This window comes from Campylobacter concisus (assembly GCF_002914195.1).
GTDB lineage: Bacteria > Campylobacterota > Campylobacteria > Campylobacterales > Campylobacteraceae > Campylobacter_A > Campylobacter_A concisus_M.
Map to the genome: position 1 here is coordinate 136,105 of NZ_PPAU01000048.1, position 25,611 is coordinate 161,715.

The window sequence follows — 25,611 nt, forward strand, 5'->3', positions numbered from 1 at the left end:
AGAAAACCATGAGTGATGCACGTATAGGAAGACGTTCATTTTTAAAGCTAGCCGCACTTGGTGCTGGAAGCACAATGGCTTTTGGAGAAAATGAAACGATAAGAAAAGCAAGTGATGAGGAGATAAAAAATCCTTTCCCTGGCTCAAAAAAGGTTAGAACGATTTGTTCTATTTGCTCAGCAGGCTGTGGTATCGAGGCTGAGGTAAAAGATGGTGTTTGGGTTCGTCAAGATATGGCGATGCATCATCCGATATCTCAGGGCTCACACTGCTCAAAAGGTATCGATCAGATCGACCTTACACACAGCAAGCAACGTATCAAATATCCTATGAAAAAAGTTGATGGTAAATGGCAAAGAATTTCATGGGATCAAGCTGTAAATGAGATCGGCGATAAGATGCTTCAGATCCGCAAAGAAGATGGCCCTGATAGTGTTGTTTTCTTAGGATCGGCTAAATTTAACAACGAACAGTCTTACTACTTTAGAAAATTTTGTGCATTTTGGGGTACAAACAGTAACGATCACGTAGCAAGAATTTGACATAGCGCAACAGTCGCCGGTGTGGCGAATACTTGGGGTTATGGCGCGATGACAAACCACTTTGGAGATATGGCTGCAAACTCAAAATGTATATTTATCATTGGAGCAAACCCAGCTGTGGCAAACCCAGTTGGCGGCATGAAGCACACTTTACAAGCAAAAGATAGAAACAATGCAAAAGTAATTGTAGCTGATCCAAATTTTACAAAGACAGCTGCACATGCTGATCTTTATTTGAGACAAAGATCAGGAACTGATATTGCGCTTGTTTATGGTCTTATTCATATCATTCTTAAAAATGGTTGGGAAGATAAAGAATTTATAGAAAATAGAACTTACGGTATTGATGAGATAAGAAAAGAGGCTGAGCACTGGACACCAGAGGTTACATCTGATGTTACTGGAGTACCAGTTGATAAACTACTAAAAGCTGCAGACATTCTAGCTCACACAAAACCAGGTACTGTTGTTTGGGCACTTGGCATCACTCAACACTCAGTTGGTACATCAAATACAAGAATTTTACCTATCCTTCAACTAATTCTAGGAAATATGGGTAAAGCAGGCGGCGGCTGTAATATCATTCGTGGTCACGACAATGTTCAAGGCTCAACTGATATGTGTAACCTTTCAGATAGCTTGCCAATGTATTATGGCTTAACTGATGCAGCATGGAAATATTACTGCAAAGGCTGGGGCGTTGATTATGACGAATTTATTAAACGCTTTGCAGTCTCAACAAAAGAGCCAAAACAAGGCGGTACTCCTGTTAAAAACACAGTCTTTGAAGAGTATTATTACCATGATCCTAAAAATCCAGAGGATAGAAACTGGAGAAACGAAAAAGGCTGGTCACTTTCAAAATGGTGGCAAGGCGTCTTGAAGGAGGAGAATACATTTAGTAGTGGTGCATTGAGAGTTCTTTGGGTTCAAGGAACTGGTCTAACGTCTATGGCGCACCTAGCTAAAATTCAAGAAGCAGCTTCAAAACTAGATATGATCGTTGTGGCTGAGCCATTTGTAAATGAAATTTCTATCCTTTCAGACAGAAAAGATGGCGTTTATATCTTGCCAGTAGCGACTGCATTTGAAAATGAAGGTCACTTAAGTGCAACAAACCGCTCAGGTCAATGGAGAACAAAAGTTGTTGATCCACTTTATGAGAGTAAGGGCGATCATGAAGTAATGTTCTTGTTTGCTAAGAAATTTGGCTTTTACGATGAATACGTAAGAGGCATGAAAATGGGTATCGTAGATCGTGAAATAAAACAAGTAAAAGATGATTTTATATGGCCTGATGATGCGACAAATGAGATAGCAAGGATTGGAAATTCTATAGGTTATGGTGGTAGAACAGCCGAGATGTTTAGACGCCATCAAGCAAACTGGGATAAATTTGACCCAGATACGCTAATAGGTCTAGGTGGTGAAGTCAAAGGCGAGTACTACGGTAAACCATGGCCAGCATGGGATGAAAAACACCCTGGAACACCAATACTATATGATATGAGCAAGCCTTATGTTGAAGGTGGTTCAGGCTTTAGAAATCGCTTTGGTCTAGAGCATAATGGCGTTAGTCAGCTAGCTAGCGAAGAGACAACACTTGTTGGCTCAGCTATAAAAGGTGGCTATCCACAAATCACAAAAGAGAATATAGAAAAAGTCTTAGGCATAACTCTAACTGAAGAAGAGAAAGCTAAGATGGGACCAAGCTGGAGCATGGATTATAGTGGTATTATCTTTGAAAAATGCCGCGAAAAAGGTGTTGTTCCTTATGGTAATGCAAGGGCAAGAGCTATCGTTTGGGAATTCCTCGATCCTATTCCAAAACATAGAGAGCCTGTTCACTCACCACGCTGGGATCTTGTTCAAAAGTATCCGACATTTGATGATCAAGCTAGAAATTTCCGTGTTTCTACTAAGTTTAAGTCAGAGCAACAAGCAAAAGATTGGTCGAAAGAATTTCCAATCGTGTTTAGTACACAACGTGTCGTAAACTTAAGTGGTGCTGGTATGATCGAAAGAACCAGTAAATATCTATCAGCTATTACGCCAGAGATGTTTGCTAATGTTAACCCAGAGCTAGCTTTAAAATACGGCATAAAAGACCGCGATATGATGTGGATCCACAGCCCACAAGGCACAAAGATCAAAGTAAGATGCTATCACAGCCAGATGGTAACTCCAGATAGAATTTGTATGCCATACAACTTCGCTGGTATTATGCAAGGCGTTGATCTTTCAGCTCGCTATCCAGAGGGTACTAAGCCTTATGTTATTGGTGAAAGTTATAACACTGTTACTAACTATGGATTTGACCCAGTTACTCAAATTTCAGAGTTTAACGCAGGTCTTTGCCGCATAGAGAAAGCTGAGGAAAATACATTTAAAACATCGTTTTTCCATGAATATGGCGAGAGAGACGCCATGGGTAAAGAGTAAGGAGGAATAAAATGGCAAGAATGAAATTTTTCGTAGATACTGATAGATGTATTAGTTGTTATGGTTGCCAAGTTGCTTGTTCTTCTGCTCATGAACTTCCAGTGGGAATTTATAGAAGGAAGGTCATTACACTTCACGATGGTATCGAAGGTAAAGAGGTTTCAACTACCATTGCATGCCAACACTGTACTGATGCACCTTGTGAGCAAGTTTGCCCGGTTGATTGTTTCTACATTAGAGCTGATGGCATCGTGCTTCACGATAAAAATATATGCATAGGCTGTGGTTACTGCTTATATGCTTGTCCATTTGGTGCTCCACAGTTCCCTAAAGATGGGGCATTTGGCGTAAAAGGCGTTATGGATAAATGTACAATGTGCGCAGGCGGTCCAGAGCCAACAAACTCACACGAGGAGAGAGAGCTTTACGGCCAAAATAGAATGGCTGAAGGAAAAGTGCCTATGTGTGCGGCTGTTTGTGCTACAAATGCACTTTTAGTTGGAGATGCAGCTGAAGTATCAAATGTATATCGCAAACGTGTTATGCTAAGAAACACTGGGCTAAATGCCTAACAAGAAGGAGAGCTTTTGCTCTCCTTTAAATTCTAAATTTTAAACTTAAAGCCTTTTCATTTTTTATAAAACTACTATTTTTATATTCAAAAGATAAATTTTAAATTTACATTAGAAAATTTCTAAGATCATTTAAAATTGGCTATTTGAGGACAAATTTCTCTTTATTATCTCAATTTGCTCTATTTTATGATAATCGTTTTTATTTTAATCAAAGTAAAGCCTTGGTAATATTCGCTTCAAAAAAATCTCACAGGTGGTTTATTTAATGAATAAATTCTTAAAATTTATGCTAATTATGTTGTTGCCTATTTGGCTCGTGGCAAAAAATGACGACTATGAGCAGGTCGCAGCTCAGATAAAAGAGTCGCTACAAAAAGTAATAACAGAGTATAGAGCGGGCAATGTTGAACAAGCGGTCAGTGATACTCAAAATGCTTATTTTGGCTTATTTGAAGATGTCGAAGCTGGCATCAGAATAAATTTAGGTCAGAAAAAAGCTTACTCTATGGAGAAGCAGTTTGGCGAGATCAGAAAGGCGATAAAAGCAGGCGAAGCGCCAGATGATGTGCAAAAAAGAATAGATCAGATAAATAGCGAGATTGCTGAAGTTCTACCAGTTATCTTAAAAGGACATAGACTAGTTGGTGAGTATTCAGACAGCCCAGCTCAAGCTGCTACAACTGATTATGATACTTCTAAATTTATCCCTGAGTGGAAGGTAGCATTTACAAATTTATCAGCTGATCTAGATAAAGCAATAGCAAGCTATGAGAGCGATAAACAAGATGATGCTAAAAGTGCTATCCAAGATGCTAAATTTACAGATTACAGAAATACTCAACTTGAAATCGCTATTCGTCAGTATATAGAAAATGGTAAAAGCATAGATGCTGATATCCAAAGAAAGATGGGCGAAGCGATCAGCGGTATCACAAATGGTATAAGTAAAGATGATTTTAAAACTAAGCTAGATGAGATCAAGAAACTAGCATATGATGCTATCTCAAAACTCCCAGCTGATACTGCAAAACTTGCAAAAGTTGATATGAGCGATGTAGAAACAGCTTCTGAAGAAGATAGTGGTGTAGATTATACCAAAGTCGTTCAAAATATAAACGACAAAATTCAAGCTGCTATCACACTTTATAAAAATGGTGATGTAAAAAAAGCCATGGGCGATATCCAAGACATCTACTTTGATGAGTTTGAAGGTAGTGGCATGGAGAATAAAGTAGGTGCAATAGATGTAAATTTAAAAACAGCTATTGAAGCTACATTTGGCAATCTTGTAGCCCTTATGAAATCAGGTGTAGATGAAAAAACTCTTCAAGAAAGTGCAAGCAAGATGTCATCTCAGCTAGCAGCCGCACTTGAGAAAACTAGCGGTTCAAGCTCACCTTGGACGCTATTTATCTGGGCACTAACTATCATCTTAAGAGAGGGTTTTGAGGCTCTTATCATCGTTGCAGCCGTCGTTGCATATCTTGTAAAAACTGGCAATGCAAAAGCTATGGGCAAGGTCGTATATAGCTCAGTTGGCGTGGCTATCATCTTAAGCTTTGTCATGGCTTGGATAATGAACATCATCTTTGGCGAGGCAGCAGGTCAAAAAAGAGAGCTTATGGAAGGCATCACGATGCTTGTTGCTGTGGGACTTCTATTTTATGTTGGCTTCTGGCTTCTTTCAAATGCTGGCGCTAAAAAATGGAACGACTACATCAAATCTCACGTATCTGAGTCTATCTCAAGTGGCTCAAGCACGGCGCTTTGGTGGACTGTATTTTTAGCGGTATTTAGAGAGGGCGCTGAGACAGTGCTATTTTATCAAGCACTTATCTTTGACGCAAAAGACTCAGCTGGCTACTCAATGATCGCAGCTGGCTTTGTCGTAGGTCTTATAGTTCTTTTAATAGTCTATTTCTTATTTAAAATTTTCGCTGTTAAAATTCCTATTAAACCATTTTTTATATTTACATCAGCGATCATCTTTTACATGTCGATCGTCTTTGTTGGCAAGGGTGTTGGCGAGCTAGTTGAGGGTAAAATTTTCATCCCAACTATCATAAATGGACTTAGCTTCCCTGACTGGATGAGAGACTGGCTAGGACTTCAGCCATATTATGAGAGCTTAGTACCTCAAATCATTATGGTGCTTGCCCTAGTCATAGGCATCGTTATTATGAAATCAAAACAAAATAAAAATTAATCTTATTTAAAGGAGAGAATATGAATAAAATTCTTAGTTCAGCTCTAGCACTTAGTCTAGCAGCTGGTTTTGCACTTGCTGGAGAGCACCCAATCGGCGAGCCTGTAGAGGCTAATGGCATGGAGATAGCTGCAGTTTATTTGCAACCAATCGACATGGAACCAAAGGGTATTGACCTAGCTCCAAGCCTAGCTGATTTTCACCTAGAAGCTGACATACACGCTATTGCTGGTAATAAAAACGGCTTTGGCGAAGGTGAGTGGATCCCATACCTAAAGATTAACTACGAGCTAAAAAACCTTGATAACGGCAAAGTTAAAAAAGGTACCTTTATGCCAATGGTTGCAAGCGATGGCCCACACTACGGTGCTAACGTAAAAATGGATACAGGTGTTGGTAACTATGAGCTTAAATTCCACATCGACAATCCAGAAAAACAAGGTTTTGGTCGCCACGCTGACAAAGAGAGCGGTGTTGGTAAATGGTTTGAGCCTTTCACAACAACTTATAAATTTCAATGGACAGGTGGTCCTGTTAAATAATCGCTTTGGGGCGTTCTCGCCCCTTTTTAAAAATTCTCATAGGGTTTAGTTATGTCAATTTACTTCTATCAGGTCTTTTTAGCCCTCCTTGGATTTACGCTTTTTGCTGCCTTAAATAACAATGGCAAAAGTTTAAAAACGATCTTTTTACCGTCATTTCTTGGTGTTGTTGCTGGTGTGCTTATCTTTAAAGCTGCTCGTCATGCGCTTGTTGATGACCAGTTTAAAATTTTCATAGATTCTGTGACACTGGTTTTTCTACTCATTAGCATTTTATGGATATTTTTCGAGCTTAAGATAGCAAAAATCGTAACATTTTTTATTTTAGGCATCGGCTTTGGCTTTGGCTATAGCTCAAGTAGCGCTTTGTTCCCGTTATTTGGTGGCGAGCTGCTTGACACGCTTTCAGTCATAAGCTTCTTTTTGATGATCTTTGCGATGATCTTGATACTATTTTTATTTTTCTTCATTTCAAATTTAAAAGCAAGCATCCCATCATCAGTAGCTAAAATTTTAGCTCTTATCACATTGGTCTTTTTGCTAGTTGATAGAAGCTCACAAACTGCACTCGAACTTTTACGTGCAGGCGCTTTAAAGATAAGTAGCGAGCTAAATTCTCAAATTTTATCTATCAGCGCAAAAGGCATCTACGTCACAGAATTTAGTGCCTATTTTTACATAGCAGTGATCCTTCTTTTATGCATCATCGCGCTTTGCTTTGTGCCAAAGAGTATCGATAAGAGCACGCTTGGCTCTATCAAATACCGCTTTACAAAAGCCATTAGAGAAAATGTCTTTGACAATGCAAAATTTGCATTTTGCAGCGTTTTAATAGCGCTTGGATTTTCACTTTATTTTGATCTTTACGCATCTCGCCCACCTCAAATTTCAGAGCCGGTCTTGGTTGAGCCAGTGGGAGATAAATTTATATTTGACGTTGAAATGTTAAAAGATAACGAGCTTCACAGATTTGCCTACATTACAGACGAGGGCAAACAGGTGAGATTTTTCTTGCTAAACCGCTTTAGCGACCGCCCATCTCCAGTCATCGTCTTTGACTCGTGTATGATCTGCGGCGACATGGGCTATATCAAGAAAGGAAATGACCTTATTTGTATCTCTTGTAATGTTAGAATTTTCTTGCCGTCAGTTGGCAAAGAGGGTGGTTGTAACCCGATCCCTATGGCATTTACCTTTGATGGTAAAAATATCATAGTTGATTACAAAACGATCGTCGCAGGGGCAAACTACTTCAGCAAGGTCGTCGAAAAGATGGTGCTTGACCCAGTTAGTCGCAAAAAGGTGAGCAATCTTGATTCAAGATCATATTTATACTACGGACGCACATATTTCTTTGAGAGCAACGAAACTCAGGCGAAATTTGAAGCAAATCCAGAAAAATATGTAGAAACAAATGGAACGTTAAAATGAAAAATATGCAACTAAGAATGATAAAAAGCTCGATCACGGGCTCAAAGGTGCAAAAGACGATGGCGTTTATTACCATCTTGCTAGCTGCTCTTTTGATAGCTTGCATGCTAAATATCACGCTAAAAATCGGTGATCAAGTGGCAAGCGAGCTTAGAGGATATGGCTCAAATATCGTTGTTTTGCCACGAGGTGAGAGTTTAAGCATCGAGATCGAGGGTAAAAATTTCACCCCACTAAAATCACAAAATTTACTCCCAGAAGCTGATATTTATAAGATAAAAGAGATCTTTTGGCGAAACAATATCGTTGCTTTTGCGCCGTTTTTAGAAGCAAAAGTTAAAGATGAAAAAGGAATTGAATTTGCCTTTGAAGGAACCTATTTTGATAAAAATATCGGGCTAAAAGATGAGCCAGAATTTAGCACAGGCGTTAAGAGCTTGTACGGATTTTGGGGCGTTGAGGGTGTTTGGCCAAAAGATGAAAGTATGGATGAAATTTTAGTTGGCGAAGAACTTTCTAATGCTAAAAATTTAAAAGTTGGTAACAAACTAGAGTTGATAGGTAAAAATGGCGTAAGAGAGGTTAAAATAGTTGGAATTTTAAAAGGAGCTAGTGACGAGACGCATAAGCTAGTTGGCTCACTAAAGCTTGCTGGAGATCTTTCAGGACATTCAAACTCATACACAAAGGCTGAAGTCTCAGCTATGACGATCCCAGAAAATGACCTATCGCTAAAAGCAAGAAGAAATTTAGACAACCTTGATAGTGCAGAGTACGACAAATGGTATTGCTCGGCTTACGCAGGCTCGATCGCATTTCAGATAGAAGAAAATTTACCAAACGTTAGCGCAAAAGCTAGCCTTCAAGTAAGTGATGCTGAGAGTAACATAGTAAAGAAAATCCAAAGCCTAATGGGCATCGTTAGCATCATCGCTCTTGTGGTTTCAGCCATTGGCATAACATCGCTAATGACAAGTGAAATTTATCGCCGTAAAAAAGAGATCGGCCTTTTAAAAGCCATAGGCGCAAGTAACTTTGAAATTTACGCCCTTTTTGCTAGCGAGAGCCTTGTGGTTGCCTTTTTTGCAGGTATCACTGGAGCATTTTTAGGATACGCGCTAAGCTACGTGATGTCTTACATTATCTTCTCACACGGCATAGGCATAGCTTGGATCGTGCTACCAATAAGCGTGGCATTTGCCCTACTTATCTCAGTCGTTGGCTCGCTAATGCCAATGAGAAACGTCATAAATTTACTACCTGCGGAGGTGCTATATGACCGCAAATAGCAAATTCTTTTACAATACAATTTATAAAAGTTTAAAAAACGGCTCATCAAGAGTGATGGTCATCGTGATCTCTATCTTACTTGGAGCATGCGTGTGTGCTGCGTTTGTCAATGTCTATCTTGACATTGACTCAAAGGTCTCACGTGAGCTAAAAACTTATGGTGCAAATATGATCTTTGCTCCAAAAGATATGGCTACAAGTGATGATATGAGTGAAAAAACTTACAATGAAATGATCGCTAAAGTGCCAAAAGACAAGCTTCTTGGTGAGAGCGGTTATCTCTTTGCTCAGGCAAATATCGGTCCAACAAACGCTATCGTCATGGGAACAAAATTTAGCAATCTAAAAAAAGTTAAACCATTTTTAGATGTTAGAGATGGAACGATGATAAATGTCGATTTTGACGATAAAAACGTGCTAATAGGCGTCGATCTAGCTCGTCAGGCTGGCTTTAAAGCAGGCGATGATATAGAAATTCGTGCCATTGGCTCAAATGAGAGCATAAATGTAAAGATAAAAGGCGTAGTCGCAAGCGGCGATAAAGAGGATGCACTTTTGATCACGTCACTATCTTTGGCTCAAAAAATTTCAAATAAAGCTGGCAAAATAAACTATGCTGAAGCTGTTGTGCTTGGTAACTTTGATGAGATAACATCGCTCGCAAAGACTATAAGCAATGATGAAATAGCTGCAAAACCAGTGGCAAAGGTCTCAAAGTCTGAGGGATATATTTTGGAGAAAATAAAGCTATTAATGGCACTTGTTAGCCTTGTTATTTTGCTCATTACTTCAATGTGCGTAAACACAACGCTTAGTGCTATCTTGCTCTCTCGCTCAAAGGAAATCGCACTTCTTAGAGCCATAGGTGCAAGCAAAAAAGATGTACTAAATCTATTTGGTTTTGAAACATTTGTGACAGCGCTCATCTCAGCATTAGTTGGTGCATTTTTAGGATATTTACTAGCTCAAATTTTAGGTTATGCGATATTTGATTCTAGTATTGATTTTAGAATTTTAAGCATCCCAGTAGCTGTGATAATATCGCTTTTATTTGCAGCGATCGCAGCATTTTATCCGATCAAACGGGCACTTAATAACAAAATGGCAGATACATTAAGAGGAGAATGATATGCAAAATGCACTAGAATTAAAAAATATTTGTAAAATTTTTGGCGATGTTAAAGCACTTGATGATATAAATTTTGAGGTTAAAAAAGGTGAGTGGGTCAGCGTAATGGGGCCAAGTGGTAGTGGTAAGAGTACGCTTGTAAATATCCTTTCTCTAATGGATACTCCAAGTAGTGGTACTTATATGCTTGGTGGGGATGATGCGAGCAATCTAAATGCTGACGATACACTTAAATTTAGACGCGAGAAAATCGGTCTTATTTTTCAGCAGTTTCACTTAGTACCATATCTTAGCGCACTTGAAAATGTGATGATCGCTCAGTACTATCACAGCTCAGTTGATGAAGAGGACGCTAAAAAGGCACTTGCGGCAGTTGGTCTTTCTCACAGGCTAACACACAGACCAAGTCAGCTAAGTGGTGGTGAGCAACAACGCCTTTGTATCGCACGCTCGCTCATAAACGATCCTGAAATTTTAATAGCAGATGAGCCAACTGGTAACCTTGATGAAGCAAATGAAAGAGTTATACTTGATCTATTTTGCAAGCTAAGGAAAGATGGAAAAACTATTCTTCTAGTAACCCACAACCCTGATCTTGGCGAGTATGGCGATAAGATCGTATATCTAAGACATGGTAAGCTAGAGAAAATTCGCACTATTGAAAACCCAAAGGTGCCAAATGAGATATAAAATTTTATTTTTATGTCTAGTCTCGGCCCTAGTTATGGGCTGCGTCAAGCAGTATGAGAAGCATCATATCACTCTAAATGACTCAAGCGGCATTGATACGCAGTTTTTCCCAACAGAAAAGAGGCTAAAGATAGGCGATAAGCCATATATGCTATTTTTCTTTGGCACCGACTGCGGAGTGTGCAAGGCCGCAATACCTGACCTAAATACGCTTGAAAAAGAGTATGGTAAAGAGGTTCAATTCATTGGTGTTTTAGGACCTAGTAAAGGCTTTGATAAAGATATTGAGCTTTTAAAAGAGCACAACATCACCTTTAAAACTACGAGCGACAAGGTTTCTGTGGATTATTTTAGTAAGGCAGTTGGCGGCGTCATGGGTGTGCCAGTTATCTATTTTTTTGATAAAGATGGTAAGATGCGATCAAAATTTATCGGTCTTACACCAAAAAGTGTACTTGAAAGTGCTATAAGATCGCTCTTATAGGAGTGAATATGAGAAATTTCTTTTTATTTGTCTTAGCGGTATTTTTTGTTGGATGTGCTAGTAGCACTCCAAACATCTCGGTCAAAACGAGCGATCCGATCTTTTTTACGCTTAATGAATCAAACAGAAGCGTCTATGTAAATTTTAAAAATAGCGCGACCGGACAAGATGTAAATACTGAAATTTTAAGCGAATTTGCAAAGGCTGGCTTTAGAAATGAGCCAAATATCAAAAATGCCGATTTTATCATTCTTGGTGATGTGCAAAGCTTTTCTAGGATAATCAAAAGAGATCCTAGATTTTCAATGGGCATGGGATATGGCTTTGGTAGACCAAGCTTTGGCTTTGGCTACTCGATGTTTTTCCCATTTGGCTATTACGATGATGATGACTTTAGTACAAATAGCTATACTTATCACATGCAAGTAAGCGTACTAGTGCGTCCAAAAAATGGTGGCGAAAAGGCGACAAATATCTCGCTTATGCAAGCTGGTAATGTCTATTCGCCAAGCTACATCTGGCCGTTTTTTAAAGAACGTCTAGCAAAACAGATCGTTAGCTTTTTTTATAATGTCTCGCAAAAATAGGAGAAATTAGTAAATTTAAAAGGATTTAAATGCTAGTTGATGAAAGCTATGAAATTTTATCTTGTGATGATATTGAACTTGGTATAAAAAGAAGCTCTCCTCTCTCCTTTTATTCCTGTTATGACAATGCCAAGGATGCAAAAGCTCTTTTGGTGATTATCCCTGGGCTTGGAGAAGACTCTGACCTTGGATATAGAGCTAATCTTATGCGGACTATGGCAGAGGCTTATGATGTTGCATGCATTAGTGTGGATTATCACTGCATAGGCAACCGCCCACAGCTTGGGGCGAAATTTGGGCTTGATGATATAGATCGCGAAATCTTAACAAGAGAACTATCAAGCATAGGTATAAATTTACCAATTGATCTAAAAAGTATCGACTGCCACGAGAAGGTTGATTTGCTACTTAAATTTCTCAGCAAAGAGATTACTATTCGAAAAGAGAGAGGTATTTTGCCGGCTGATTTTAGGCTAAATGCTAGCATTACGATGGTGCCAACAAAAAATGAATATCAAAATTTTGGCGTTATGCAAGCAATGGACGTACTAAATGCCGTGCTTTATACAAAAAAATATATAAATAATGCCAAATTTGAACATCTGCCAGTGATAATGGTAGGTAGCTCACATGGTGGATATTTGGCACACATGTGTGCTAAGATTGCTCCATGGTTAGTTGATGCCGTGATAGATAATAGCTCTTATGCCATATTTTTATGGCGTCTTATTGGCTTTGGTAAAGAGATAAATTTTACTAACTATTTTTGTTTTGGCACTGACACTTTGTATCAAAATTTATATATTTATTTTTTTGATAAGACCTACTGGACACTTAATGAAAAATCACCATACTATTTTATTGACGCAAGAGAAGAGATAAGAAACATCCTAAATTTAGATCATTTAAATGTTCAAAGCGGCTATGAAAAGCCAATTTACGTGAGCTATCACTGTATTTGCGATAAAGAAATAGCTCCAGCAAAGGATAAAATCGAGCTTTATAAAGCTCTTAAGAAACTTAAATTTGACGCAACACTACATATGATAAAAGATGGGAGTGAGGTTGATGGCAAATTTATAAAGTCTCTAACGCATGGAATGGGGATGTCTTATAAACTACTTTTACAAAAAGAGCTTCCCAGTATGATGGAGAAAATTTTATCTCAAAAAAACAAGAATAGTAGCAAGAGTATTGAGTATAAATGCGGCGATACGATCTATAAATTTAGTGAAGTCTTAGATCAAATAAATCTTGAAATTTTAGATATTGCTTAGTATTTAAAATAGTTAAAACTAGGTGCATAAAGACCTAGTTTTTATCAGTCATTATCTATCTCAAAGTCGTAAAATTCGCTTTCAAACTCAACATTTCCTATTTTGCTGTATTGTATAAGAGCTGCTTTTATATTATCTATCTGCTGATACATTAGGCCAAGAGCTATTCTATTTTCGATAGCACTAGCATCATTTAGTTTTGTTAGCTCTAAAAGCGCGATTGCGTTTGATACTTTTCCAGCTCCTGTCGCAGCCACAGATGCTAAAAACAATGTGCTAGCATCATTTACTTTAAACTCATCGATCGCTTGATTATAAAGTTTATAACTCTCATCAAAGTCGTTTGTAAAGATATCGACATAGGCTAGAGTTTGGATTAAATTTATATTCTTTGGAGCATTTTTTAGCTCAGCTCTTAACTTATCACGCTCTCTTGTAAGTAAGCCTGAAATTTGAAGTAGCTTGATGTATTGCTTTTTGATGATATCAGCGCCGTGATAGAAAGCGTTTGAGTCAAGATGCTTGCCATTAAAGTGAATCTGTATCGCTTTTGCATACTCTTTGACATTTTGCTCTTTGTTTTTCGAGATGAAATTTAAGATATTTGCAATAATATCATTTGGCAAAATTTTTAGTAGCTCATCAGCTTTCTTTGCCATTAGCTCGTCATTGTTTGTTACTTTTGCGATGATGATATCAAAGGCTAAATTTAGCATTGTCTGCTCTTTTGGTTCTTCAAGCCATCTTATCATCGCACTTTGGTTACCGCTAACCAGACTTAGAAGTGAGGCATATAAATTTACAGGCTTTAAGCTCTTATCGTTTTCTAAATTTTCGCCAATCTCTTCAATGAGTTTTGGGTTTAAATTTCTATTTATATCTAGACAAATCGCCCCAAAAATACCTGCAAGATGGTTATTTACATCTTGATGATAGCTTGCTATGAAGTGCTTTGCTGCAAGGCTAAAATTTCCAAGCTGAGCGTAACTTAAGGCGAGATTGTATTGCAAGATAGAGTGATTTGGATAAGTGCTGGCTAGCTCTTCAAACTCTTTATTTGCTTCCTTTAAGCGGTAGCTTAGTGCTTTTGCAATAGCTTCGCTAAGTTTTGCATTTACTTTTGAAGCAGCTGCACTTTGGCTAAGATAGTCATTTGCTGCTGAAGTGTCGTCTAAAAAGACGCTAACGCCGCCTTTTCTTATCTGCTCGATACTCTGTTTTGCATCAAAGACCTTGTAAGGCGCGAAGTAAAAAAGGGTCTCATAGCGCCTTGTTCTATCAAAAAACATATCATCGCTAAAGTGTGCCTGAGCTAGGCTGACATCAAAAAGATCAGGCTTTAGTATCGTTTTTATCTTGTAAATTTTGCTTGGCAAAGAAGCATTGTAGTCGTAAACATCTTTGATAAATGCAGCTGCGTCGCCGTAGTCAGAAGTTTTTAGATCAATTAGCGCCTCAGTCATCTTGATAAGATCGATATTTGGCGTATTTTTAGAAGCTTTTGTTAAATAATCCCTTGCCTTGTCGTATTTGCCAAGTCTTGCATAGAGCTGTGCTAGTGTGAAGTCGGCCTTAAATGCCTTTTGGCTCTCAAGTTTGGCTATTGCCCTTTCATCATCTCCAAGAAGTGATAAAATCTTTGCACTTAAATACGCATATTCATTTTTATAATCCGCAGTATTTGGATGAGAAAGTGCTTGAAGTGCCTCGTAATAGTTGCCTTTATAATAGTTTATAAGTGCGTAGTAATAGCTATAAAGTGGCGAGTTGTTTTCATACTGCAAAAATGAGTCAGCAAGTCCTATATAGTAGTTAAAATTTTTAGTGTTATTTAGCTCAAGCGAGCAAACAGCGGCGTTTATGGCGCTAACTGCTGTGTTTTCTCTATCGGTTATAGCTTTATTAAAAGATACGATTGCCTCATCACATCTTTCTTGTTTCATCTGCGAAACACCGAGGTTGTAGTTTGAGAGAGACTGGTTATAAACAGCTACGTTTTCATAAATTTTTAGAGCTTCAAATTTATTGCCACGCTCATAAAGCTGGTTGGCCTTATTTATCATTTCATCGATCTTTGAAGTGCCAAAATTTTGCGTTTGGTAGTTGTTTTCTATATTTTTTACGATACTTGCAGTATCTATGTTCTCTTTTTTGTCTTTCTTTAACAAGATAACTAGCAAAACCACTATCAAGATGATAAGTACTAGAGCGACCACACCTGCTATTATAAAGAGCTTTTTATTGCTCTTTTTTACAGGGATTGGCTCCGGGATGCTCTCGTCTTGCAGCACACCCTCACTTGCGATACTCTCAAGTGAGACGATCTCTTCAGGTGCCTCGGCTTTTGCCTCTTCAGGTGCTTCTTGCTCTACTTGCTCGCCAGGTGGTTTTAAAACTACAACCTCTTCTTCAGCCACTACATATACCTTTTAAGAACTTCTGGAATTTCAATAGTGCCATCTGCTTTTTGGTAGTTTTCCATGATGGCAATAAGAGTCCTACCCACAGCTAGACTTGAGCCATTTAGCGTATTTACAAGCATATTTTTCTTGCCATCTTTAAAGCGAATTTTTGCACGCCTTGCTTGAAAATCACGAGTGTTGGAAATAGAGCTAATCTCTCTATATTTACCTTGACCAGGCAACCAAACCTCAAGGTCTATCGTCTTTGCCGCGCTAAAACCAAGATCGCCGCTACAAAGAAGCATATGGCGGTGAGGAAGTCCAAGGCTAGTTAGTAGATCGCTTGCGCACGCTACCATTTCATTTAGCACGTCTTCGCTTTGATCAGTTCTTGTGATACTTACTAGCTCGACCTTTTCAAACTGATGCTGACGGATCATGCCTCTAGTATCACGTCCTGCTGAGCCTGCCTCTTGGCGGAAGCATGCTGAGTAGCAAGTCATCTTTATAGGTAACTGCTCAGCTTCAATGATCGTGTCATTGTATAAATTTGTCACAGGCACTTCGCTAGTTGGGATGAGGTAGAGGTCTTCGTCACGCACTTTGTAAAGATCCTCTTCAAATTTAGGTAGCTGACCAGTACCAAAAAGCGTGTTTGAGCTTACTAGATAAGGGACATTTACAAGCTCAAAGCCACGTGAGCTATTAAAGTCGATCATATAATTAACAAGCGCTCTACTAAGCCTTGCTCCCATGCCGCGAAGAACGGTAAAGCGAGATCCTGAGAGCTTTGCGCCCCTTTCAAAGTCAAGCCAGCCAAGACTCTCACCTAACTCCCAGTGCTCTTTTGGTGTAAAGCTAAATTTAGTCGGCTCAAGCACCGTTTTTATGCAGACATTATCGTCCTCGTCCTTGCCAAATGGTACGTCATCGTCGGTGATATTTGGCACGTTAAATGAAATTTGCTCAAGCTTTTCTTCATATTGTTTAACGATCTCATCAGCATCAGCAAGCGCAGCTTTGTTTAAATTTAGCTCATTTTTAAGCTCACTTACATCTTCACCTGCTCTTGCCTTTATACCAAGCTCTTTACTCTTTGCGTTTTGGATCGCTTGGAAATTTTCAAGTGCTTTGCGCTTTTGTTTTAGTTCATTAAAAGTTTGTAAAAGCTCGTCAAGTAGTCCAGCTTTTACATTTTTGCCCTCAAGCTTTTTTACAAATTCATCGTAATTTGTCTCGAGTAGTTTTAAATTTATCATCCTATATCCTTAAACCATAAACATAACTTTTGCAAAAAGTACGATAAAAACTGCCGCTGTTAGCGCAAATGGATGTATGTTGCCAAGTGGGCTAGGGCGTTTAAATATAAATTTGCAGCTCAAATTTGTTATAACTGCAGCTACGATTAGCATCGCTAAGAAAAATTTGATCATAAAAATGATTTGTAAATTTGTCTCAAAGTAGCCTCCAGCCTTTGATCCGACCCAGTTACTCATCATCATGCCTCCAGTTAATACCAAAAGCAAGATACAAAGTGGCATTATCTTAATAGCAACTGAACCGATAGCTTGTTTTGCCTTTTGAGCAAGCTCAGGTGGCATTTTTTTACAAGCTGCCTTAAAAATGATTACATCAAAAAAGAGGTAACCAACAAAGATGATTGCACAAAAAAGATGAACTATCTGTGCGTATGGATATAAATTTTGCATATTTTTCCTTTATTAATAAATTCCGACTGCTTCACGAACTTTTTTTATTGTTGTTTGAGCAACATTACTTGCCTTTTTGGCTCCTATTTCTAAAATTCCAGACACTTCGTCAGGATTATTTTGATAATGCTCAAATTTCTCTCTCGCATCTTTAAAATAGTCCCAAATAAGCTCATTTAGATAAGCTTTAAAGTGCCCATGTCCCTCACCGCCACGCTCATATCTAGCTTGAAGCTCTTTTTGCCCACTCTCGTCTAAGAAAAGCTTAGCGATATTATAGACGTTGCAGTTTTGCCACTGCTTTGGTTCTTCAAGCGGTGTGCCATCTGTCACGATGCTAGAAATTTGCTTTTTAAGCGTTTTAGCATCGGCAAAGATGTCAATAGTGTTGCCATAGCTTTTGCTCATCTTTTCGCCGTTTGTGCCAGGCACGGTGGCGACATTTTCATCGATCTTCGCCTCAGGCAATGTAAAAATTTCTCCATGCTCGTTGTTAAATTTTATCGCAATATCACGAGCGATCTCTACGTGCTGGATCTGATCCTTGCCCACGGGTACGACCTGCGCGTTATAAAGCAAAATGTCAGCTGCCATCAAAACTGGATAGCTAAAGAGTCCGTGGTGCGAACTAAGACCTTTTGCGACTTTATCTTTGTAACTATGTGCGCGCTCAAGAAGCCCCATAGGCGTGTGCTGACTTAGTACCCAGTAAAGCTCAAGCACGTCTTTAACATCACTTTGCACCCAAAATATGCTCTTATTTGGATCGATCCCAAGTGCCAAAAACGCACATGCAGCCTCAAAAGTATTTTGCTTTAGGGCTTTGGCCTCGCTAAGGCTTGTCATCGCGTGGTAGTTTGCTATAAACATAAACATCTCATTTTGCTCTTGCATATCAACCATCTGCTTTATCGAGGCAAAGTAGTTACCAAGGTGTAGTTTGCCGGAGGGTTGGAGGCCGGTTAATACTCTCATCTTATCCTTTCAAATTTTGGCTTTGACTTTTTTTGCTTATGCTTCGTTAAAATTTTATTTTCAAGCTCAGCAGACCATGCGTCTAGCTCCCACTTAAAACCAAAATTTCGCCTTGCCTAAACAAAAAATTCTTTGCCAAAACGTTTAAATTTTAACATCATGTTAGACTTTGTGCGTCTAGCTTGATCTTAAAATTTAGCTCGCAGGCTAAATGCCTAGTCTTGATTAAAATTTGACTGCACAACATTTGTCGCTTTAGCGCTCTAATAAAGCGAAGCAAAAATTTATCTCAAAACTTCACTAAAATTTCTAACTACAAAACGTTAAATTTAGCTCAAACATTTCAAATTTTAACATCACGCCAGATAGCCATCTAGCCTGATCTTGAAATTTATCGTTGCAAGCGGCCCTTACCACTTTACAACTAAATTTTTAAAAGCATCCTTATCTCTTTTACGATTTGCTTTGGAGTTTTACCCTCGACTTCGACGATGTAATCAGCCTTTTTCTCATAAAGCTCCTCTCGCTCCAGATGTAACGCCTCGGCTCTTTTTAGATCACTTAAAAGTGGACGTTTGGCGAGCTTTTTCTCGCTATTTTTACTATTTTTTAGTCTTTGCATGATCGCATCAAAGCTTGCTTTTAGATAGATCACGGTACCAATTTTTTTTAAATTTTTAACCTTGGCAAAGCCGCCACCTGTCGAGATGATTGTGTTTTTGACATTTGTTGCTAAAAATTTAGCTAGATCCTTTTCAAGCTGCCTAAAATGCTCCTCTCCATACTCTTCGAAGATGGCTTTTATCTTCATATTTTGTGAGCTCTCTAGTAAGTCGTCGCAGTCAAGGTTCATCGTCTTTAGTGCCTTGCTTAACGCCCTTGCAGTCGTGCCCTTGCCAACTCCCATAAACCCTATCAAAACGATATTATTATTCTTTGTCTTCATCACTCTCTCCACGTTTTTTAGGGATTAGCACGATAGGCACGCCAGTTAGATTAAAACTCTCTCTAAGTTTGTTTGTTAGGTAGCGTTTGTAGCTAAAGTGCAGGCATTTTGGACGGTTCATTATAAGTGCTATCATGATAGGTGCGGTCTTAAACTGTACTGCGTAGTAAATTTTCACAACTCTGCCTTTATCTCGTGGCAAAGGGTGCGCTTTGGTCGCTTCGCCGATCACTTCATTTAGCTTTGAAGTTTGGATTTTTTGGGTGCAGTTTTTGTAAATTTCAACTATGAGCGGGTAAATTTTATGCACTCTTTTGCCACCAAGTGCTGAGACGCTGATGATCGGCGCGTATGCTAAGAATTTAAACCTATCTTTTATCTCCTTGCAAAGCTCGTCAAATTCTTCACTACTTTTATCCCATTTGTTTAGCACGATGATGACGCCAAGCTCAAATTTCGAGGCGATGCCAGCGATACGCTCATCAAGCTCGGTTAGTGGCTCAGAGCTATCAAGTACTAGTAGCGCTACGTCCGTCTCTTCTAAAATTTTCTCAGTTCTATTTAGTGCGTATCTCTCGATGCCTTCGATCTTGCCGCGCTTTCTGATACCAGCAGTATCGACAAACTCAAAGACTCTACCATCATGCTCGTAAATTTCATTAACTGGATCAATCGTAGTGCCTGCCACATCGCTAACGACGGCGCGACTCTCTTTTACAAGCGCGTTTAGAAGTGAGCTTTTACCGACATTTACGCGACCTATTATGCCAACTCTTATGTTTTTGCTCTCATAGTCTATCTCGTCGCTTAGCTCGCCCTCGTCGTTATAGTTTTCTAAAAAATCATCAAAATCTTCGCTCGTATCGGCCTTTATCTGCACTTTGTTTTCTAAGTGCTTTGCTAGCCACATACTTAGCTCATCAATACCGGTGTTGTGGCTTACGGAAATTCCAAAGGAATTTTTTGCACCAAAGCTTATAAATTCCCACTCCCTTTGCTCATCTTTTTTGCTGTCGATTTTGTTGATGACTAGAGCGATTGGTAAATTTAGCTTGCTAAGCTCGTAAAAAATGGCTCTATCCTCGTCATCTGGCATCATTTTGCCATCGACCATATACAAGATAACGTCTGAATTTCTAGCCTCTGCTAAGGTCTTTGCTTTTACATTTTTAAAAAGCTCGCTACTATCATCAAGCCCGCCGCTGTCGATTAAAATGCACTCTTTACCCTCAACCTCGATCTTAGCTTTGTTCGTATCTCTTGTCGTGCCGCTAACATCGCTTGTTATAGCGATACGACGACCAGCTAAGCGGTTAAAAAGTGAGCTTTTGCCGACATTTGGCTTGCCTACTAATATTACTTTTTGCAAATTTTGTCCTTTTCGTGATGGCTGATTATACAAATTTTTGACTTATATAAAGTATAAAAATTTGCTTAAAAGCGCCAAAATAAAAGAAAAAATCAACCAAAATTTAAGCCACTTTTCATTAAAATGGCTACTTTAAATTTAAAGGTCTTGTGATGTTAAAAAGGTTTTATATTTCGCATCTTGGCATTTTTTATATGCTCTTTGCTTGCTTTATGTTTGCTGTTACTGGCGCATTTGCAAAGTATCTTAGCAAAGATATGCCATCTATCGAAGTTGTATTTTTTAGAAATTTAATAGGCCTTTTTATTGTTATTTATGCCATTTATAGATTTCCATTTAAACAAGCTGGTGGACACTTTTTTTTGCTAATGTTTCGTGGTTTTGTGGGTACGGTCGCACTTTTTGCTTTTTTTTACAATGTAGCGCACGTAGATTTGGCTACAGCTTTCACATTTCAAAAGACAAATCCAATATTTACAGCAATCCTTGCAGCTATAATTTTTAAGGAGCGACTAAGCTCGCTTGGCTGGTTTGCTGTCTTTTTGGGATTTGGTGGAATTTTGCTTGTTATCCAGCCAAATTTAGGCATCAATAAAACCGATATCATCGGTATTTGGAGTGGCCTTGGTGCGGCGATCGCATACACAAGCGTTAAAGAGCTAAACAAGAGCTATGGCACAAATATCATCGTGCTAAGTTTTATGCTTTGGGGATCATTTTTGCCACTTATTTGCATGGGTTTGGCAGAATTTTTCACTTACGAGCCACTTGATTTTTTGTTTTCAAAATTTAGCATGCCAAGCTGGTATAACGTTGTTTTTATCTTGCTAATGGGACTTAGTGGATATTTTTTTCAGTCATACATGACAAAGGCGTTTGCGGTTGGGAAAAAGGCTGGAGTGATCGCTGCGGTTAGCTACGCAGACGTTATTTTTACGCTTATAATTGGCTATTTTATGGGCGATGTATTGCCAAATCAAACGGCACTTTTAGGTATCTTGCTAGTAATAGTGAGTGGAATTTTAGTTGTGAAAGAAAAATAAAGGAGAAAAAATGATACTAATAGCAGGGCCTTGCGTCATAGAAAGCGAGCAGCTCGTTTTTGACGTGGCAAAAAGGCTAGTTAAATTTAACGAAGATAAGCGGATAGATTTTTATTTCAAATCAAGCTTTGATAAGGCGAATCGCACGAGTATAAGCTCGTTTCGCGGGCCCGGACTTGAAAAAGGGTGCGAAATTTTAGCCAAGGTAAAAAAGGAATTCGGCTTTAAAATTTTAACCGATATCCACGAGAGCTACCAGGCCGCGCCAGTAGGCGAAGTTGCCGACGTGCTGCAAATCCCGGCGTTTTTGTGCCGTCAGACTGATCTGCTAGTGGCTGCGGCTAAAACAAAAGCCGTGGTAAATATCAAAAAAGGGCAGTTTTTAGCCGCGTCAGCAATGAAGCACTCGGTCAAAAAAGTGCTAGAAACAAGGGGCATAAAGGGCGAGGGATACGAGGTTGCTAAACAAAACGGCGTGTGGCTAACGGAGCGAGGCAGCACCTTTGGCTACGGAAATTTAGTCGTAGATATGCGAAATTTGGTGCTGATGCGCGAATATGCGCCCGTGATTTTCGACGCGACGCATAGCGTGCAGATGCCGTCAGCTTTGGGTGAGAAAAGCGGCGGCGACGCGAGATTCGTGCCGTATCTGGCACGAGCTGCGGCAGCTGCGGGCGTGGACGGATTTTTCTATGAGACGCATATTAATCCTTGCGAGGCGCTTTGCGACGGGCCGAATATGCTAAATTTGGACGAGCTAGACGCGAATATCGCTCAAATTTTTAAGATAAAAGACGCCCTAGGCGATGCAAACTAAGGGCTTTTTGTGGGTGCTAGGCGGCGCGGTCGCCGAGTGCGGCTGGGCGTACGGACTAAAACACGCCCAAGATGCCGTAGGATTCGCGCTTACTGCCGCGTTAGTCTGCGTTAGCTTCGTATCGTTTATGAAGGCTATGAAATACTTGCCCGTTAGCGTAGCGTATACCGTATTCGTGGGATTTGGAGCGTTTTTTATCGTGGTCGCCGAAAGCGTTAGCGAATACAACTCAAGCGGCCAGATGCCAGATGCTTTGCGGCTGTTTTTCATAGCGACGCTAGTTGCCGGCGTGCTAGGACTAAAAAGGCTAAAATCTTGATACACGTTTTAGCTCTTTTGGCGGCGGGATGCTGCGAGGTTTTGGGCGTATTTTTTCTAACCAAATTTCAAAAAAGCTTCGGAGTGAAAAAAGCGGCGAATTTTTTGATTTTGGTCGCAAATTTCGCCATTTCGCTCTGGCTTTTGAGCTACGCGATGCAGGCGATGGCGATGTCGGTGGCGTACGCGATTTGGACGGGCATCGGAGCGATCGGAGCCGTGGGCGTCGGAGTGGTTTTTAACGGCGAAAAAATGAGCGCGCAAAAGACGTTTTATCTATCGCTAATAACGCTAAGCGCGGTAATGTTAAAGATAATTTAAAAAGGAGAAATCATGAAAATAATCGAAGGAAATTTGGCTCTAAAAGGCGGCGAGAAGATCGCCATAGTGGGCGCGAGGTTTAATCACATCATCACCGATAGGCTGGTCGAAGGCGCGAGGGACGCGTTTTTGCGTCATGGCGGGGATGAGGCGAATTTGAGCCTCATTTTGGTGCCGGGCGCGTTTGAGATACCGATGGCGCTCGAAAAAGCGCTAGCCAGCGGTAAATTTGACGCCGTTTGCTGCGTGGGAGCGGTAATCCGCGGCTCTACGCCTCACTTTGACTACGTTAGCGCCGAGACAACCAAGGGCATCGCAAACGTCACGCTAAAGTACGGCAAACCTGTGACCTTTGGCGTGCTAACGGTCGATAGCATCGAGCAAGCCATCGAGCGAGCGGGCTCAAAAGCCGGAAATAAGGGCTTTGAGGCGATGACGGGCGTGATCGAGATGCTAAGCTTATATAAAAATTTGGAGGCGTAAAATGGCGACTCGTCATCAGGTTAGGCAGGCTGTCGTTTCGCTACTATACTCAAATGAGATAAATCCGGTAACTGCTGCATTTGAAGAGGAATTTCTAGAAGAGAAAAAGATAAGAAACGAGCGCAAGCATGAGGTGCAGCAGACTTTTAAAGAGGTGCTTGCAAATAAAGAAAAACTAGATGAAATTTTAAAGCCATATCTAAAAGATGGCGATTTTAGCAAGGTTGGTGCGACTGAGCTTGCCATTCTTAGACTTGGGCTTTATGAGATGAAATTTAGCCAAACTGATAAAGCAGTTATCATAAACGAAGCGATCGAGCTTGCGAAAGAACTTGGAAGTGATCAGGCGCCAAAATTTATAAACGGTGTACTTGATAAGCTAAAGGGCGATCTGTGAGGCTCTGTGTCGCACTTGATATGGCTAGTCGTGAAGAGAATTTAGCCCTTGCTAGTGAGCTAAAAGGGCTTGATCTTTGGCTAAAAGTAGGGCTTAGAAGCTATCTTAGGGATGGGGCAAAATTTATAGAAGAGTTAAAAGGACTTGGAAATTTTAAAATTTTCCTCGATCTAAAGCTCTATGATATCCCAAATACGATGGCAGATGCGGCCGAAGTCGTTTCAAAAATCGGCGTAGATATGATAAATGTGCATGCTAGCGCTGGTGAACGCGCGATGAAGACAATTATGGATAGGCTAGCTGGTCTTGGAAGCCGTCCTTTGGTGCTCGCAGTATCGGCACTTACTAGCTTTAGTGAGAGCGAGTTTGACGCTGTTTATAATGATACGATCGTAAGAGCTGTTAGAAAATTTAGCCAGATGAGTTTTGAAGCAGGACTTGATGGAATGGTCTGTTCTGTTTTTGAAAGCAAGCTCATTAAAGATGTAACAAATGAGAAATTTATCACCCTTTGCCCTGGTGTTAGGCCTTTTGGCGAGAGCGCTGGAGATCAAAAAAGAGTAGCAAACTTAGTGAGCGCAAAGCAAGAGGGTAGTGACTTTATAGTTGTTGGCAGGCCGATTTATGAAAGTGAAAATCCAAGAGAAATTTGTGAACGAATTTTGGAGCAAATTTAAAATTTGAACTTGTGTGAAGTGGTTTTTAACTAAGCTTTTTTATAAAATGTTGTGTGAAGATGACATCAAAGCGAAGTGAGGAGCTAAATTTGAGTGATTTTAAGAAAATCCCCTATGTCGGTGAAGCGACCGAGGCCGATCTGTTGGCACTCGGCTACACAGATATTGCTTCGTTAAAGGGCGCGGATCCAGACGAGATGTTTGAACGCACAAAGGCACTCGGACGCGGCAACGATAGGTGTATCCTCTATGTTTACCGTATGGTTTGCTACTATGCAAATACGCCGCACCCAGACAAAGCCAAGCTAAAATGGTGGCTTTGGAAGGACTAAATTTATAAATTTTTGTTTTAGATTTTTTATCTGAGGCCTATAATTGTGAAATGCAAATTTAAGCAAGATATCAGCGGCCTTCAATTATAATGCGATTTCTTTTTATGGACAGATGGGTGAGTGGCTGAAACCACACCCCTGCTAAGGGTGCAGCTCTTAATCGGGGCTCGAGGGTTCAAATCCCTCTCTGTCCGCCACTGCTTATAGATAATCATAAATTTTTTTATTATCATTTCACATTATTTTTTGAATATCTTTATATAAAATTAAATTATTTCCGCGTTAGAAAATTGCTTACCTAGTAAAACTTAACTATAAGTTTGTAGATTTTATACTGATGATTTTTTGTGAAATTTATAAGTAAAAATTTTATGGTGATCACACATCTTTTGAAAAATTATGATTTTTTTGGTTATATTGTTGTTTCAAACTAATTAAAAATATCTTAAATTAAGTTTTTATTGTAAAAAGTATTATATTTTGCATGATTAATTATATCGACAATCAAAAAACTATTTTTTTGATAAAAGCTCAGAATTCGCTTTTTACAAACTATTGACATTTGGAATTTATATATTTATTTAATATATTTTTTTCTTAAAAGATAAAATTTCTCACATAAATTTA

The 25,611-nt window shown here is 39.4% G+C and carries 24 protein-coding genes, 1 tRNA gene and 1 pseudogene; 20 read left to right on the forward strand and 6 right to left on the reverse strand.

Annotation, left to right across the window (positions count from 1 at the left end; genetic code table 11):
• Positions 1-8: 8 nt before the first annotated feature.
• The 11 genes and pseudogenes from CYP28_RS01640 to CYP28_RS01690 all read left to right on the forward strand — a co-directional run.
• Positions 9-2,915 (forward strand): annotated as a pseudogene (locus CYP28_RS01640) (formate dehydrogenase subunit alpha); the annotation flags it as partial.
• A gap of 80 nt (positions 2,916-2,995) precedes the next feature.
• Entirely contained in the window at positions 2,996-3,556 is a 561-nt protein-coding gene (fdh3B, locus tag CYP28_RS01645; RefSeq protein WP_021090689.1) for a formate dehydrogenase FDH3 subunit beta, read from the forward strand.
• A 268-nt stretch (positions 3,557-3,824) separates the two neighbouring features.
• Positions 3,825-5,765, forward strand: a complete 1,941-nt coding sequence (locus tag CYP28_RS01650) for an FTR1 family iron permease (protein WP_103592851.1) — start codon at positions 3,825-3,827, stop codon at positions 5,763-5,765.
• Positions 5,766-5,785: 20 nt separating this feature from the next.
• Complete coding sequence (locus CYP28_RS01655; RefSeq protein WP_084041674.1) at positions 5,786-6,307, forward strand: iron transporter; 522 nt, start codon at positions 5,786-5,788, stop codon at positions 6,305-6,307.
• Between the two features lie 51 nt (positions 6,308-6,358).
• Positions 6,359-7,738, forward strand: coding sequence for a Fe-S-containing protein (locus CYP28_RS01660; RefSeq protein WP_103592852.1), 1,380 nt, complete (start codon positions 6,359-6,361; stop codon positions 7,736-7,738).
• Positions 7,735-9,027, forward strand: coding sequence for an ABC transporter permease (locus CYP28_RS01665; protein ID WP_103592853.1), 1,293 nt, complete (start codon positions 7,735-7,737; stop codon positions 9,025-9,027). The genes CYP28_RS01660 and CYP28_RS01665 overlap by 4 nt, the downstream gene beginning before the upstream one ends.
• Positions 9,014-10,156 (forward strand): ABC transporter permease, encoded by a 1,143-nt coding sequence (locus CYP28_RS01670; protein ID WP_103592854.1) that lies wholly within the window; start codon positions 9,014-9,016, stop codon positions 10,154-10,156. The genes CYP28_RS01665 and CYP28_RS01670 overlap by 14 nt, the downstream gene beginning before the upstream one ends.
• A 1-nt stretch (position 10,157) precedes the next feature.
• Positions 10,158-10,847 (forward strand): ABC transporter ATP-binding protein, encoded by a 690-nt coding sequence (locus tag CYP28_RS01675; protein ID WP_072593883.1) that lies wholly within the window; start codon positions 10,158-10,160, stop codon positions 10,845-10,847.
• A complete protein-coding gene (locus CYP28_RS01680) occupies positions 10,837-11,331 on the forward strand; it encodes a TlpA family protein disulfide reductase (protein WP_021090806.1) in 495 nt (164 codons plus the stop codon). The genes CYP28_RS01675 and CYP28_RS01680 overlap by 11 nt, the downstream gene beginning before the upstream one ends.
• Before the next feature lie 8 nt (positions 11,332-11,339).
• A complete protein-coding gene (locus CYP28_RS01685) occupies positions 11,340-11,918 on the forward strand; it encodes a hypothetical protein (RefSeq protein WP_103592855.1) in 579 nt (192 codons plus the stop codon).
• A gap of 29 nt (positions 11,919-11,947) precedes the next feature.
• On the forward strand, positions 11,948-13,195 hold the full coding sequence (locus CYP28_RS01690) for a DUF2920 family protein (RefSeq protein ID WP_103592856.1): 1,248 nt from the start codon (positions 11,948-11,950) through the stop codon (positions 13,193-13,195).
• A gap of 44 nt (positions 13,196-13,239) precedes the next feature.
• On the opposite strand, the gene CYP28_RS01695 is transcribed toward CYP28_RS01690, so the two are convergent.
• The 6 genes from CYP28_RS01695 to der form a co-directional block, all read right to left on the reverse strand.
• The gene (locus CYP28_RS01695; protein ID WP_103592857.1) at positions 13,240-15,612 is read right to left on the reverse strand and encodes a tetratricopeptide repeat protein; all 2,373 of its coding nucleotides are present in this window, start codon (positions 15,610-15,612) and stop codon (positions 13,240-13,242) included.
• Complete coding sequence (gene serS, locus CYP28_RS01700; RefSeq protein ID WP_103592858.1) at positions 15,612-16,856, reverse strand: serine--tRNA ligase; 1,245 nt, start codon at positions 16,854-16,856, stop codon at positions 15,612-15,614. The genes CYP28_RS01695 and serS overlap by 1 nt, the downstream gene beginning before the upstream one ends.
• Positions 16,857-16,865: 9 nt before the next feature.
• Positions 16,866-17,306: a hypothetical protein gene (locus CYP28_RS01705; RefSeq protein ID WP_021090475.1), complete on the reverse strand. Its 441-nt coding sequence runs from the start codon at positions 17,304-17,306 to the stop codon at positions 16,866-16,868.
• A gap of 12 nt (positions 17,307-17,318) precedes the next feature.
• A complete protein-coding gene (trpS, locus tag CYP28_RS01710) occupies positions 17,319-18,281 on the reverse strand; it encodes a tryptophan--tRNA ligase (RefSeq protein WP_084041683.1) in 963 nt (320 codons plus the stop codon).
• 424 nt (positions 18,282-18,705) lie between these two features.
• A complete protein-coding gene (locus CYP28_RS01715; protein WP_103592859.1) occupies positions 18,706-19,227 on the reverse strand; it encodes a shikimate kinase in 522 nt (173 codons plus the stop codon).
• Positions 19,211-20,596: a ribosome biogenesis GTPase Der gene (gene der, locus CYP28_RS01720; protein ID WP_103592860.1), complete on the reverse strand. Its 1,386-nt coding sequence runs from the start codon at positions 20,594-20,596 to the stop codon at positions 19,211-19,213. The genes CYP28_RS01715 and der overlap by 17 nt, the downstream gene beginning before the upstream one ends.
• Before the next feature lie 152 nt (positions 20,597-20,748).
• Here der and CYP28_RS01725 point away from each other — a divergent pair, with 152 nt between their 5' ends.
• The 9 genes from CYP28_RS01725 to CYP28_RS01765 all read left to right on the forward strand — a co-directional run bounded on the left by CYP28_RS01725 (position 20,749) and on the right by CYP28_RS01765 (position 25,181).
• On the forward strand, positions 20,749-21,639 hold the full coding sequence (locus CYP28_RS01725) for a DMT family transporter (protein WP_103592861.1): 891 nt from the start codon (positions 20,749-20,751) through the stop codon (positions 21,637-21,639).
• 10 nt (positions 21,640-21,649) lie between these two features.
• A complete protein-coding gene (gene kdsA / locus CYP28_RS01730; RefSeq protein ID WP_103592862.1) occupies positions 21,650-22,456 on the forward strand; it encodes a 3-deoxy-8-phosphooctulonate synthase in 807 nt (268 codons plus the stop codon).
• A complete protein-coding gene (locus tag CYP28_RS01735; protein WP_103592863.1) occupies positions 22,446-22,775 on the forward strand; it encodes a DMT family transporter in 330 nt (109 codons plus the stop codon). The genes kdsA and CYP28_RS01735 overlap by 11 nt, the downstream gene beginning before the upstream one ends.
• Positions 22,772-23,095, forward strand: coding sequence for a DMT family transporter (locus CYP28_RS01740; protein WP_103592864.1), 324 nt, complete (start codon positions 22,772-22,774; stop codon positions 23,093-23,095). The genes CYP28_RS01735 and CYP28_RS01740 overlap by 4 nt, the downstream gene beginning before the upstream one ends.
• A 12-nt stretch (positions 23,096-23,107) precedes the next feature.
• Positions 23,108-23,578: a 6,7-dimethyl-8-ribityllumazine synthase gene (ribH, locus tag CYP28_RS01745; protein WP_103576413.1), complete on the forward strand. Its 471-nt coding sequence runs from the start codon at positions 23,108-23,110 to the stop codon at positions 23,576-23,578.
• Between the two features lies 1 nt (position 23,579).
• A complete protein-coding gene (gene nusB, locus CYP28_RS01750; RefSeq protein ID WP_103592865.1) occupies positions 23,580-23,975 on the forward strand; it encodes a transcription antitermination factor NusB in 396 nt (131 codons plus the stop codon).
• Complete coding sequence (gene pyrF, locus CYP28_RS01755; RefSeq protein ID WP_103592866.1) at positions 23,972-24,652, forward strand: orotidine-5'-phosphate decarboxylase; 681 nt, start codon at positions 23,972-23,974, stop codon at positions 24,650-24,652. Before nusB ends, pyrF begins: the two co-directional genes overlap by 4 nt.
• Positions 24,653-24,741: 89 nt before the next feature.
• Entirely contained in the window at positions 24,742-24,984 is a 243-nt protein-coding gene (locus CYP28_RS01760) for a helix-hairpin-helix domain-containing protein (protein ID WP_103592867.1), read from the forward strand.
• Between the two features lie 106 nt (positions 24,985-25,090).
• Positions 25,091-25,181 (forward strand) — tRNA-Ser (locus CYP28_RS01765).
• Positions 25,182-25,611: the final 430 nt, after the last annotated feature.

Coding starts and splice junctions, on each gene's coding strand:
- CYP28_RS01670 (WP_103592854.1), top strand. CDS start 9,014: ATGACCGCAAATAGCAAATTCTTTTACAATACAATTTATAAAAGTTTA.
- CYP28_RS01675 (WP_072593883.1), top strand. CDS start 10,158: ATGCAAAATGCACTAGAATTAAAAAATATTTGTAAAATTTTTGGCGAT.
- CYP28_RS01655 (WP_084041674.1), top strand. CDS start 5,786: ATGAATAAAATTCTTAGTTCAGCTCTAGCACTTAGTCTAGCAGCTGGT.
- trpS (WP_084041683.1), bottom strand. CDS start 18,281: ATGAGAGTATTAACCGGCCTCCAACCCTCCGGCAAACTACACCTTGGT.
- fdh3B (WP_021090689.1), top strand. CDS start 2,996: ATGGCAAGAATGAAATTTTTCGTAGATACTGATAGATGTATTAGTTGT.
- CYP28_RS01685 (WP_103592855.1), top strand. CDS start 11,340: ATGAGAAATTTCTTTTTATTTGTCTTAGCGGTATTTTTTGTTGGATGT.
- CYP28_RS01705 (WP_021090475.1), bottom strand. CDS start 17,306: ATGCAAAATTTATATCCATACGCACAGATAGTTCATCTTTTTTGTGCA.
- CYP28_RS01735 (WP_103592863.1), top strand. CDS start 22,446: ATGCAAACTAAGGGCTTTTTGTGGGTGCTAGGCGGCGCGGTCGCCGAG.
- nusB (WP_103592865.1), top strand. CDS start 23,580: ATGGCGACTCGTCATCAGGTTAGGCAGGCTGTCGTTTCGCTACTATAC.
- serS (WP_103592858.1), bottom strand. CDS start 16,856: ATGATAAATTTAAAACTACTCGAGACAAATTACGATGAATTTGTAAAA.
- kdsA (WP_103592862.1), top strand. CDS start 21,650: ATGATACTAATAGCAGGGCCTTGCGTCATAGAAAGCGAGCAGCTCGTT.
- CYP28_RS01680 (WP_021090806.1), top strand. CDS start 10,837: ATGAGATATAAAATTTTATTTTTATGTCTAGTCTCGGCCCTAGTTATG.
- CYP28_RS01725 (WP_103592861.1), top strand. CDS start 20,749: ATGTTAAAAAGGTTTTATATTTCGCATCTTGGCATTTTTTATATGCTC.
- CYP28_RS01660 (WP_103592852.1), top strand. CDS start 6,359: ATGTCAATTTACTTCTATCAGGTCTTTTTAGCCCTCCTTGGATTTACG.
- ribH (WP_103576413.1), top strand. CDS start 23,108: ATGAAAATAATCGAAGGAAATTTGGCTCTAAAAGGCGGCGAGAAGATC.
- CYP28_RS01715 (WP_103592859.1), bottom strand. CDS start 19,227: ATGAAGACAAAGAATAATAATATCGTTTTGATAGGGTTTATGGGAGTT.
- CYP28_RS01650 (WP_103592851.1), top strand. CDS start 3,825: ATGAATAAATTCTTAAAATTTATGCTAATTATGTTGTTGCCTATTTGG.
- CYP28_RS01690 (WP_103592856.1), top strand. CDS start 11,948: ATGCTAGTTGATGAAAGCTATGAAATTTTATCTTGTGATGATATTGAA.
- CYP28_RS01665 (WP_103592853.1), top strand. CDS start 7,735: ATGAAAAATATGCAACTAAGAATGATAAAAAGCTCGATCACGGGCTCA.